Source organism: Streptomyces sp. NPDC127106 (assembly GCF_042677605.1).
In the GTDB taxonomy this organism is placed as follows: domain Bacteria; phylum Actinomycetota; class Actinomycetes; order Streptomycetales; family Streptomycetaceae; genus Streptomyces.
The window spans coordinates 73,318-84,278 of record NZ_JBHXTC010000007.1 but is presented as its reverse complement, the minus strand read 5'-3'; the positions used below and the strand labels follow the sequence as shown (position 1 = coordinate 84,278).

Here is a 10,961-nt window from a genome sequence, read left to right as displayed (position 1 = left end):
TCTGCGGCCCGGGGTGGGGGGGGGCGGCCCGGCCGCGGCGGGCTGGACCCCCCGGTTTGGCGGTGGGGGGGGGGGGGCCGGGATTCCCGGGGGGCCCGCCCCCCCGCCGTTCTCCTATGCCGCCACGGTGCTGCTGCGCCGGGAGGGCACCCAGCAGCGGATGATGTCGCGGACGGACACGATGCCCACGGGGCCGCCGTCCTCGACGACGATCAGATGCCGGAAGCCGCCGTTGGCCATCGCCTCGGCGGCATCCAGCAGGGTGGTCTCCGGGGTGCAGAACACGACGTTGTTCGTGGTGTGCGCACCCACGGACTCCCGGTCGGGGTCGTGGCCCGCACCGATGGAGTTCAGGACGTCCCGTTCGGTCAGGATGCCGATTCCGCTGTGGTCGGGGTCGAGGACGACGGCCGCGCCGACGCGGCGGCCGGACATCAGGCAGGCCGCCTGTCGGATGGTGTGGGCGGGGCCGAGGGTGAGGATCACGGTGCTCATGGCGTCACGGACGAGCATGAAGAGAGCCACCTCCTGGGAGAGTCCTCCGCTTGAGAAGTCATTCACAAGTGCACAAGCGGGGGAGTTTCAGACTCCCACGGCCACGGAGGGTCATCAAGGGGGCGTGCTCGGTTGACCGGGCGCAGGTACGGGCGCAGGTACGGGCGCAGGTGAGGGCGCACGTGCGGGCGCAAGTGCGGCTGCCCCCAAGCGCAGGTGCAAGCGCGGGCCCGCACCGGGCGCGGCTCAGGCGCGGGGGCGCAGGTGGTCGAGCATGCGTTCGTGCAGCAGCCCGTTCGAGGCCGCCGCGTTGCCGCCGTGGACGCCGTCCACCCCGTCCAGGCTCGTGAAGCGGCCGCCCGCCTCCTGGACCACGACCGCGATGGCCGCCATGTCCCACAGGTTCAACTCCGGCTCGGCGCACAGGTCGAGCGAACCCTCGGCGACCATCATGTACGGCCAGAAGTCCCCGTAGCCGCGGGTCCGCCAACACTGCCGGGTCAGCTCCAGGAACCCGTCGAGCCGGCCCTGCTCCTCCCAGCCGCTCAGCGAGGAGTACGCGAACGACGCGTCGCCCAGGGAGCCCACCTGCGACACCCCGACGCGCTGCGGTTCGCCGCCCAGCGCGCCGCCCGCGTACGCGCCCCCGCCCTGCGCCGCCCACCAGCGGCGGCCCAGCGCGGGCGCCGAGACCACCCCGACCACGGGCCGGAACACCCCGTCGGAGCCCTCCGCCATCAGGGAGATCAGGGTCGCCCAGACGGGCACGCCGCGCACGTAGTTCTTCGTGCCGTCGATCGGGTCCACGACCCAGCGGCGCGGGCCGCTGCCCTGCAGGCCGTACTCCTCGCCCAGGATGGCGTCCCCGGGCCGCGCGGCCTCGATCCCCGCCCGGACCGCCTCCTCGGCGGCCCGGTCCGCCTCGCTCACCGGGGTCATGTCCGGCTTCGTCTCGACCTTCAGGTCGAGGGCGCGGAAGCGCTCCATGGTGACGGCGTCCGCCGCGTCGGCGAGTTCCAGGGCGAGGCGCAGGTCATCTTCGTACTCGGGCATGCCCCGAACAGTATCGGGAGGCGCGGGGGCGGGCGAGCGGCGTCCACGGTGCGACCGGGCAGGCGCCCTTGACAGGATCTGTCGACCCGTCAACTCTGGCGGAGGAGTCGAGCGGGGAGGCGCGATGCCGGCAGCCCGGGAGTCCTTGCTGGAAGCGGCGTCAGTGGCGCTGTTGGCGCGCCCTTGGCCGTCCGTGCGGATGGTCGACGTGGCGGCCGCCGCCGGTGTGTCCCGGCAGACCCTCTACAACGAGTTCGGGGGCAAGGCGGGCCTCGGCCGCGCCCTCGTGCGCCGCGAGGCCGACTGGTACCTCGACGGGATCGACCGGGTGCTGCGCGCCCCGGCCGCCAGCGGGGGAGACCGGCTCGCCTCGGTCGCGGAGTGGACCGTACGGGCGGCCCGCGCGCGCCCCCTCGTACGGGCCCTGTTGACCGGGTCCTGGGACGGCACCCTGCCGGTGCCGCCGGGGCAGAGCGCCCGGCCGGGCGTCCCCGCGCCCGCACCCGGGGAGCTGGCCCGGGCCGTGCGGGAGCGGGCGGCGGCCGTGCTCGCGCCGGGCGACACGGCGCAGCGGTGCGAACTGGCCGTGCGGCTCGCGCTGTCGTACGTGGTGGCTCCGGCGCGGGAACCGGGGCTCGGGGAACTACTCGGGCTGCTGCGGTTGCTCAGTGGCCCGACCCGGACAGCTGGAGGCCGATGACCCCGAGGATCACCAGCGTGATCGAGACGATCTTGAGGGTGGAGACCAGGTCGCCGAGGAAGAGCATGCCGTAGACCGCGGTCCCGGCCGCGCCGATGCCGGTCCACACCGCGTACGCCGGCCCCACGTCCAGCTTCTTCAGGGCCAACGTCAGCAGGCCGAAGCTGCCGAGCGCGAAAGCGGCGAAGGCGATCGTCGGCCACAGCCGGGTGAACCCGTGGGACAGCTTCAGGCAGACCGCGAACCCGGTCTCCAGCAGTCCGGCGACGACGACCAGCAGCCACGCCATGGCGAATGCCTCCCCGCGTCACGTGACATCGCGTCACTCAGTGCGATTATGCATTCACCAGACGATGACCCCGGCAAACCCGTGCGAACCCCGCCGGACGATCAGTCGCCCTCGCGCCGCTCCCGCGTCCCCAGCAGTCGCCGCAGCGAGTCCAGCCGGGCCGGGTCGGCGTGCCCCTCCGCCACCCAGGCGTCGAGCGCGCAGTCCTGCTCGTCGTGGCTGCACGCGCGCGGGCAGTCCTCCGTACCGGGGACCAGGTCCGGGAAGGCCAGGATCACCCGCGAAGGGTCCACGTGGTGCAGGCCGAACGACCGCACGCCCGGGGTGTCGATGACCCAGCCGTCACCCGACGGCAGCGGCAGCGCCAGCGCCGAGGTGGTGGTGTGCCGGCCGCGCCCCGTCACCGCGTTGACATGGCCGGTCGCTCGCTGGCGGCCCTTGCCGACCAGCGAGTTCACCAGGGTCGTCTTGCCGACTCCCGAGTGGCCCACGAAGGCGGTGATCCGGCCGGCCAGCCGCTCGCGCACCCGCTCGGCGGCCTCGCCGGCCGCCAGTTCCTCGCGGTTGGTCACCACGTAGTTCAGGCCCAGCGTCGCGTAGATCTCCAGGATCTTGTCCGCGGACGTCAGGTCCGACTTCGTGAGCACCAGCAGGGGCTCCAGCCCGGCGTCGTACGCGGCCACCAGACAGCGGTCGATCATGCGCGGCCGCGGCTCCGGGTCCGCCAGCGCGGTGACGATCGCCAGCTGGTCGGCGTTGGCGACGACCACCCGCTCGTACGGGTCGTCGTCGTCCGCGGTGCGCCGCAGGACGGACCTGCGCTCCTCGATCCGGACGATCCGGGCGAGGGTGTCCTTCTTCCCGGACAGGTCGCCGACGAGCCACACCCGGTCGCCGACCACCGCGGCCTTGCGGCCGAGCTCGCGCGCCTTCATGGCGACCACCGTCCGGTCCTCGACCAGGCAGGTCAGCCGGCCGCGGTCGACGGTGAGGACGAAACCCTCCGCCGCGTCCTCGTGCTTGGGCCGCTTGCTGGTGCGGGGCCGGTTGCCCTTCGGGTTGGGGCGGGACCGGATGTCGTCCTCGTCGGTGTGCTTGCCGTACCTGCGCATGACGGACCTACGCTCCCGATCCCGCGAGCATGTCCGTCCACATCCTCGGGAAGTCCGGCAGTGTCTTCGCGGTCGTCGCCACGTTCTCGATCTGCACGCCCTCGACCGCCAGGCCGATCACGGCGCCCGCGGTGGCCATCCGGTGGTCGTCGTACGTGTGGAACACACCGCCGTGCAGCGGGCGCGGGCGGATGTGCAGGCCGTCGGCGGTCTCCGTGACCTCGCCGCCCAGCCCGTTGATCTCCGCGGTCAGCGCCGCCAGCCGGTCCGTCTCGTGCAACCGCAGGTGCGCCACCCCGCGCAGGACGGACGGGGAGTCGGCCAGCGCCGCGACGGCCGCGATGCCCGGCGTCAGCTCGCCGACCTCGCCGAGGTCCACGTCGATTCCGTGGATCTTGCCGGTGCCCGTGAAGACCAGGCCCCCGTCGGTCAGCTCGCAGGAGCCGCCCATCTCCGTGAAGATCCGGCGCAGCTCGTCGCCGGGCTGCGTGGTGCGGCGCGGCCAGTCCGGGATGGTGACCGTGCCGCCCGTGATCAGGGCCGCCGCCAGGAACGGCTGCGCGTTCGACAGGTCCGGTTCCACCACCATGTCGCGGCCCAGCAGCGCGCTCGGCGCCACCCGCCACACGTTCGGCTCGCCGCCCGCCTCCGGCGTGTCGACCCGGGCGCCCGCCGCGCGCAGCATCTCCACCGTCATCCGGATGTGCGGCATCGAGGGCAGGGTCGCCCCGACGTGCCGCACCTCCACGCCCTGGTTGAACCGCGGGGCCGCGAGCAGCAGCGCGGAGATGAACTGGGACGAGTTGCTGGCGTCGAGCTCGACGGAGCCGCCCTCCAGCGCCCCGCCGCCCTGCACGGTCAGCGGCAGCGCGCCCCGGCCGCCGTCGTCGATGCGGGCGCCCAGACCCCGCAGGGCGGTGATGACCTGGCCGAGCGGCCGCTCGTAGGACCGCGGGTCGCCGTCGAAGCGGATGTCGCCGTCGGCGAGCGTGGCGACCGGCGGCAGGAAGCGCATAACCGTGCCGGCGTTGCCGACGTCGACGGTGGCCGGGCCGTGCAGGGCCGCCGGAATGATCCGCCAGGCCTCGCCGCCGGCGCCGTGGCCGGAGCTGGAGGAGACGGTCTCCTCGATGCCCACGCCCATCGCCCGCAGGGCGTCCGCCATCAGCTGCGAGTCCCGCGAGCGCAGCGGGCGGCGCACCCAGCCGGGCTCCGCCGAGAGTGCCGCGAGGACCAGGGCCCGGTTGGTCACCGACTTCGACCCGGGCACGGTGACGGTGGCGTGGACGGTGCCGTCGGCGTGCGGGGCAGGCCAGAGGGCGGGGAGCGCGGGGGTCTGGGTCATGGCCACCACTTTAGTGGCTCCGCCCGGGCGCTGATCGTGATCGAGCCGCGGCCCGGCGGCCGGTCTCAGAGCGTGAGAAGCCAGCGTGCGCCGCCGATCAGCGAACACAGCGCGACGGCGTGGAAGAGGAACAACCACAGCACGGGGTGCGTGTGGGTGAGGCGACCCAGCTGGTCGGCGTCCGAATCCGGCGCCCCGCCGTGCCGGCGCTTGGCCCCCAGCTCGAACACCGGCCGGACCCCGCCCAGCAGCAGGAACCACACGGCCGCGTACGCGAACGCCGCCTGCACCTCGGCCGCGGCGAGCCAGGACACCAGCACGAACGTGCCGCCGGCCAGCACCACCGTCAGGGCGCCGTACGCGTTGCGGATCATCACCAGCATCGCCAGCAGCAGGGCGGTGGCCGCCCACAGCAGCAGCGTGATCCGGTGGGCCGACAGCAGCGCGGCCCCACCGAGCCCCAGCAGCGAGGGCGCCGTGTACCCGGCGGCGGCCGTCAGGATCATCCCGAGGCCCGTGGGCTTGCCGCGGCTGACGGTGACCCCGCTGGTGTCCGAGTGCAGCCGGATCCCGTCGAGCCGCCGGCCCGTCAGCAGCGCCAGCAGGCCGTGCCCGCCCTCGTGCGCGATGGTCACGGCGTTGCGGGACACCCGCCACACCGGATGCGGGGCCACGAGCGCCAGCGCGGCCAGGCCCGTCACGATCACCAGCCACAGGGCCGGCGGGGTCTGTATGCCCGTGAGCCGGTCCCACAGGCCGGCCGGCGTGGTGCTGTCCATAAAGCGGCGGACTCCTTGCGATGGTGGTCAGGGGGCACCTCCCAGCGGTAGCCGGGGGCGACATGGCAGTGTGGCAGCCATGTGCGGACGGTATGCAGCGGGCCGCGGGCCCGAGGACCTGGCCCGGATCTTCGGGGTCGAGCGGTGGGAGCCCGAGGAGACCCTGGCCCCCGACTGGAACGTGGCGCCGACGAAGGAGGTCCACGTCGTCCTCGACCGTCCCCTCAAAGACGCCCCCAGCCCGCGTCCGGTTCGCCAGCTGCGCGTCCTGCGATGGGGCCTCGTCCCGTCCTGGGCCAAGAACCCCGACGGCGCCGCCCGGATGATCAACGCCCGGTCCGAGACCCTCGCCGAGAAGCCGTCCTTCCGCCGCCCCTTCATGCAGCGCCGCTGCATCATCCCCGCCGACGGGTACTACGAGTGGGTCACCGCCCACGACGAACGCCGCCTGGAGGTCGAGGGGAAGCGGAAGCGGGCCCGCAAGCAGCCGTACTTCGTGCTCCCCGCCGACGGCTCCGTCTTCGCCATGGCCGGCATCTACGAGTTCTGGCGCGACCGGACCCTGCCAGACGAGCACCCCCGCGCCTGGTGGGCGACCTGCTCGGTGATCACCGCCGAAGCCGAGACCGCACCCCTGGCCGGCGCCCCGGCCGACGGGCCGCGCGCACTCTCCGAGATCCACCCCCGGATGCCCCTGATGCTGACCCCGGACCGCTGGGACGCCTGGCTGGACCCGGCGAACACCGACGCCGACGGCTCGCTGCAGGAGCTGCTCGCGCCGCCGCCCGGCGGGCTGATGCGCGCCTTCCCGGTCTCCACCGCCGTGAGCAACGTGCGCAACAACGGGCCGGAGCTGCTCCAGGAGCTGGACGCGCCGGAGGAGGGCACCCTCTTCTGATCCTGCCCACCGCCGGCGGCGGGCAGGATGGGGGGCATGACCACGCGTCCGCGCACCGAGAGCGTCCCCACCCCGGCGGGCGAGGCCCGCATCACCTGGCACACCGCGCCCGAGGCCCGGCTCGTCCTGGCCCTCGGCCACGGGGCCGGCGGCGGCATCGAGGCGCGCGACCTGCAAGCGCTGGCCGCCGCCCTGCCCGCCCGAGGGACCACCGTGGCCCTCGTCGAACAGCCCTGGCGGGTCGCCGGCAAGAAGGTGGCCGCCGCGCCCAAGGTGCTCGACGAGGGCTGGCACGGGCTGTGGCCGGCGCTGCAGCGGCCCGGACCACCCGTGGTGGCGGGCGGCCGCAGCGCCGGGGCGCGGGTGGCCTGCCGGACCGGCGCCGCACTGGGCGCGGCCGGCGTGCTGGCGCTGGCGTTCCCCCTGCACCCGCCGGGCAAGCCCGAGAAGTCCCGGGCCGGGGAGCTGACCGGGGCCGGGCTGCCCACCTTGGTGGTCCAGGGCGGCCGGGATCCGTTCGGGCGGCCCGAGGAGTTCCCGCCGCCGGCCGGGCCGGAGCCGTACGAGATCGTCGAGGTGGCTCACGGGGACCACGGCTTCGCCGTGCCGAAGAAGGCGGAACTGACCCAGGACGAGGCACTCGCCGTGATCACGGAAGCCGTCGCCGCCTGGCTGGAGGCACTGCCCCGCTGAAACCCGCTCACCGAAGCCGAAAGGGCGCCCGCTGATCCGCGCCCGCCGTGCGACGTGACACAGACCGCGACCGCGCATGCCCCCGCGGGAATGCCCGGCCCGACGCTTCTGTTGTGCCGGGTGTCGGAACGCACGGGAACTCGTCGGAGGAGAGGGAGCGCATGACCCAGGTCATCGGCCAGGACCGTCCGCAGGCTGCTGGGCTGGAATGGACGGTCCTCCCCGCGCCCAAGCGCAGCCCGCTCCGGGCAGCGGAGGGTCGGGATGGTCGACTATTCTCCGATTCGAGCGGGTCCGATTTCGGAGCCGTCGCGCAGTCGGAGGAGGTGGGTCCTGTCGCTGGGACCGAGGAAGGCCACGCGGAGGAGACGACCGCCGAGCGCAACGCGCGCTTCGAGCGGGACGCCCTCGGTTACCTCGACCAGATGTACTCGGCCGCGCTGCGCATGACGCGCAATCCGGCCGACGCCGAGGACCTGGTCCAGGAGACGTACGCCAAGGCGTACGCGTCCTTCCACCAGTTCCGTGAGGGCACCAACCTCAAGGCGTGGCTCTACCGCATTCTGACCAACACCTTCATCAACTCCTACCGCAAGAAGCAGCGCGAGCCGCAGCGCAGTGCGGCGGAGGAGATCGAGGACTGGCAGCTGGCGCGCGCCGAGTCGCACATGTCGACGGGACTCCGCTCCGCCGAGTCGCAGGCGCTCGACCACCTGCCCGATTCCGACGTGAAGGAAGCCCTTCAGGCCATTCCGGAGGAGTTCCGCATCGCGGTCTATCTTGCCGACGTAGAGGGGTTTGCGTACAAGGAGATCGCGGACATCATGGGTACACCCATCGGTACGGTCATGTCGCGACTGCACCGTGGCCGCCGTCAACTCCGCGGCCTGCTGGAGGACTACGCCCGTGAGCGCGGGCTGGTCCCGGCCGGCGCGGGAGAGTCGAACGACCTGAAAGGCTCGGGCTCATGAGCTGCGGAGAGCCGCACGAGACGGAGTGCTCGGAGGTACTTGACCACCTCTACGAGTTCCTGGACCACGAGATGCCGGACAGCGACTGCACGAAGTTCGAGACGCACTTCGGCGAGTGCAACCCCTGTCTGGAGAAGTACGGCCTGGAGCAGGCCGTGAAGAAGCTGGTGAAGCGCTGCTGCGGCTCGGACGACGTGCCGAGCGACCTGCGCTCCAAGGTGATGGGGCGGATCGAGCTGATCCGCTCGGGACAGGCGGTGCCCGACCACGACGTCACCGCCGATCCCGCCGCCGGCTGACAGGCCGCCGACCGAGGGTGGATCCGCCCCCGGGGAAGGCCCTTCGTTCACCCGAAGGCGCCAATCCCGGGGGCGTTCGTCTGCCGGCGGGGGCTGCCCCGCCGGGGTTCGGGCCAGGGGCGGACGTGACAGAGTTGATCCCCTCCCGCCTGGGTAACCCATGGGTAATGAGCGGCCGTCCGAGTGGGCATGGTTGGATGCCAGTAGGAGCGTCCGTGAGGGTGTCCGCAAAGGCTGCACCGTTGTCCCCCCAGCCACCGCTGGGGGCGCCCCCAAGCAGGCGGGAAACGTGAGGATCTTCGGGAAGGTACGGCATAGGCCCTCCGCCTCGTGGCGGCAGGCCACCGACCGCGCGTTCACGCTGATCGGCGACGGCCGGTACGAGGACGCGGGTGCGCTGCTGACCAGGGCCGCCGACTTGGAGCCCTGGCTGTCGGAGTCCTGGTTCAACCTGGCCCTGCTGCACAAGTTCCGGCACGACTGGGAGCAGGCACGGGCCGCCGGGCTGCGGGCCGTCGCCCTGCTGGACCGCGAGACCGGTGCCCCGGACTGGTGGAACGTCGGCATCGCCGCGACCGCGCTCCAGGACTGGCCGCTGGCCCGGCGCGCCTGGCAGGCGTACGGGCTGAAGGTGCCCGGGGACCCGCACGGCAAGGGCGGCGAACCCGTCGGCATGGAACTCGGCAGCGCCGCCGTCCGGCTGTCCCCGGAGGGCGAGGCCGAGGTGGTCTGGGGCCGCCGGCTGGACCCGGCCCGCATCGAGGTGCTGTCCATCCCGCTGCCCTCGTCCGGGCGGCGCTGGGGCGAGGTCGTCCTGCACGACGGGGTGCCCAACGGCGAGCGGGTCACCGCCGCCGGCCCCGCCTACCCCGTCTTCGACGAGATCGAGCTGTGGGCGCCGTCGCCGGTGCCGACCTGGGTGGTGCTGCTGGAAGCGGCCACCGAGACCGACCGGGACGCCCTGGAGCAGCTCGCCTCGGACGCCGGCTTCGCCGCCGAGGACTGGTCGTCCTCGGTGCGGCTGCTGTGCCGGACCTGCTCGGAGAGCGTGATGCCGAGCGGCGAGGGCGACGGCGAGCACCTGGATCCCCACGACCACAGCGAACCGGGCCACCCCGGCCCGCTCGGCCACCGCACGGCCGGCTCCGGCTCCCTGTGGGTCCCCGAGCGCGAATGCGGCATCGCCGCACCGGCCGGGCTGGTCCGCGGACTGCTCGACGGCTGGGTCGCCGACAGCCCGGACACCCGGGAGTGGCGGGATCTCGAAGAAGTCTGCTGACCGCGCACCGTAGGCTATACCGGCACATCGTGAACGGGTGGACTTACGGAAGGCGTACGGCGGACATGGCGCAGCAGGAAAACGAGGTCATCGCAGTGGACGACGACGGTTACGTCGTGGACACCGAGGACTGTGAGGCGCGCGAGCTCGCCCACCGGGAGCGCGGCACCGCCCGCCCGATCACCGTCGTCGGCAACCCGGTGCTGCACCGCGAGTGCAAGGACGTCACCGAGTTCGGCGACGAGCTGGCGCAGCTGATCGACGACATGTTCGCCAGCCAGCGGGCCGCGGAGGGCGTCGGCCTGGCCGCGAACCAGATCGGCGTGGACGCCAAGGTCTTCGTGTACGACTGCCCGGACGACGAGGGCGTCCGCCACACCGGTGTCGTGGTCAACCCGAAGCTCGTGGAGCTGCCGGCCGCCTCCCGCGTGCTCGACGACTCCAACGAGGGCTGCCTGTCGGTCCCGACCGCGTACGCCTCGCTGGCCCGCCCCGACTACGCCGAGGTCACCGGCCAGGACGCCCAGGGCAACCCGATCAAGGTGCGCGGCACCGGCTACTTCGCCCGCTGCCTCCAGCACGAGACCGACCACCTGCACGGCTACCTGTACATCGACCGGCTCTCGAAGCGGGACCGCAAGGACGCCCTGCGCCAGATGGCCGAGGGCGCCCCGCGCTACGAGACCGTCCCGAACGAGTAGCCCGCCGCGCGGTCCTCGCCGACCGGGGCCACAGTGGAGGTATGGACACCGTCCTGGGCTGTCTGGCGGTCCTGGCCATGATGGCCGTGGTACTCGCCCCGGCCCTCGTCGGCCTCCGGCACGACCGGGTGGTCGACCGCCTGCTCCGCGAGGCGCGACGGCACCCGCCGAGCGACCCGACGCACGGCCTCGGCCCGCGCCTGAACCACGTCCCGCGCCCGCACGCCCCCGGTGACTGAGGGGTCCGCTCACGGAACGCACAAGGGCCCCGGGGGGCGGCCCCCCCCCCCCGGGGGCGGCGCCGCCCGCAGCGGGGGGGGGCCCGGGGGGACTGGCAGCGCGCCACT

Annotated in this window: 14 protein-coding genes; 8 read left to right on the top strand and 6 right to left on the bottom strand. The window is 73.4% G+C overall.

The window, feature by feature from the left end:
* Positions 1-114: 114 nt before the first annotated feature.
* Positions 115-513, bottom strand: a complete 399-nt coding sequence (locus tag ACFVGY_RS09780) for a cyclic nucleotide-binding/CBS domain-containing protein (protein ID WP_385673629.1) — start codon at positions 511-513, stop codon at positions 115-117.
* A gap of 228 nt (positions 514-741) precedes the next feature.
* Positions 742-1,548, bottom strand: coding sequence for a histidinol-phosphatase (hisN, locus tag ACFVGY_RS09775; RefSeq protein ID WP_385673626.1), 807 nt, complete (start codon positions 1,546-1,548; stop codon positions 742-744).
* Positions 1,549-1,672: 124 nt separating this feature from the next.
* Between hisN and ACFVGY_RS09770 the strand changes: the two genes are divergently transcribed.
* On the top strand, positions 1,673-2,248 hold the full coding sequence (locus ACFVGY_RS09770) for a TetR/AcrR family transcriptional regulator (protein ID WP_385673623.1): 576 nt from the start codon (positions 1,673-1,675) through the stop codon (positions 2,246-2,248).
* On the opposite strand, the gene ACFVGY_RS09765 is transcribed toward ACFVGY_RS09770, so the two are convergent.
* The 4 genes from ACFVGY_RS09765 to ACFVGY_RS09750 all read right to left on the bottom strand — a co-directional run bounded on the left by ACFVGY_RS09765 (position 2,214) and on the right by ACFVGY_RS09750 (position 5,773).
* Positions 2,214-2,537, bottom strand: coding sequence for a DMT family transporter (locus tag ACFVGY_RS09765; protein ID WP_385673620.1), 324 nt, complete (start codon positions 2,535-2,537; stop codon positions 2,214-2,216). The genes ACFVGY_RS09770 and ACFVGY_RS09765 overlap by 35 nt on opposite strands.
* 101 nt (positions 2,538-2,638) lie before the next feature.
* Complete coding sequence (gene rsgA / locus ACFVGY_RS09760) at positions 2,639-3,649, bottom strand: ribosome small subunit-dependent GTPase A (protein ID WP_385673617.1); 1,011 nt, start codon at positions 3,647-3,649, stop codon at positions 2,639-2,641.
* Between the two features lie 7 nt (positions 3,650-3,656).
* A complete protein-coding gene (aroA, locus tag ACFVGY_RS09755; protein WP_385673614.1) occupies positions 3,657-4,994 on the bottom strand; it encodes a 3-phosphoshikimate 1-carboxyvinyltransferase in 1,338 nt (445 codons plus the stop codon).
* A gap of 65 nt (positions 4,995-5,059) precedes the next feature.
* Positions 5,060-5,773, bottom strand: a complete 714-nt coding sequence (locus ACFVGY_RS09750) for a M50 family metallopeptidase (RefSeq protein WP_385673611.1) — start codon at positions 5,771-5,773, stop codon at positions 5,060-5,062.
* A 79-nt stretch (positions 5,774-5,852) separates the two neighbouring features.
* Between ACFVGY_RS09750 and ACFVGY_RS09745 the strand changes: the two genes are divergently transcribed.
* From ACFVGY_RS09745 to ACFVGY_RS09715, 7 genes are all read left to right on the top strand, one after another.
* Entirely contained in the window at positions 5,853-6,671 is an 819-nt protein-coding gene (locus ACFVGY_RS09745; RefSeq protein WP_385673609.1) for an SOS response-associated peptidase, read from the top strand.
* A 36-nt stretch (positions 6,672-6,707) separates the two neighbouring features.
* Entirely contained in the window at positions 6,708-7,364 is a 657-nt protein-coding gene (locus tag ACFVGY_RS09740; RefSeq protein ID WP_385673606.1) for an alpha/beta family hydrolase, read from the top strand.
* Positions 7,365-7,690: 326 nt separating this feature from the next.
* A complete protein-coding gene (locus tag ACFVGY_RS09735; protein ID WP_179172889.1) occupies positions 7,691-8,335 on the top strand; it encodes a sigma-70 family RNA polymerase sigma factor in 645 nt (214 codons plus the stop codon).
* Complete coding sequence (gene rsrA, locus ACFVGY_RS09730; protein WP_179172862.1) at positions 8,332-8,634, top strand: mycothiol system anti-sigma-R factor; 303 nt, start codon at positions 8,332-8,334, stop codon at positions 8,632-8,634. The genes ACFVGY_RS09735 and rsrA overlap by 4 nt, the downstream gene beginning before the upstream one ends.
* Before the next feature lie 289 nt (positions 8,635-8,923).
* Positions 8,924-9,913 carry a hypothetical protein gene (locus tag ACFVGY_RS09725; RefSeq protein ID WP_360630879.1) on the top strand — a complete coding sequence of 330 codons (990 nt, stop codon included), beginning with the start codon at positions 8,924-8,926 and terminating at the stop codon, positions 9,911-9,913.
* 65 nt (positions 9,914-9,978) lie between these two features.
* Positions 9,979-10,614, top strand: coding sequence for a peptide deformylase (gene def / locus ACFVGY_RS09720; protein ID WP_385673603.1), 636 nt, complete (start codon positions 9,979-9,981; stop codon positions 10,612-10,614).
* Positions 10,615-10,655: 41 nt separating this feature from the next.
* Complete coding sequence (locus ACFVGY_RS09715; RefSeq protein ID WP_385673600.1) at positions 10,656-10,853, top strand: hypothetical protein; 198 nt, start codon at positions 10,656-10,658, stop codon at positions 10,851-10,853.
* Positions 10,854-10,961 lie beyond the last annotated feature (108 nt).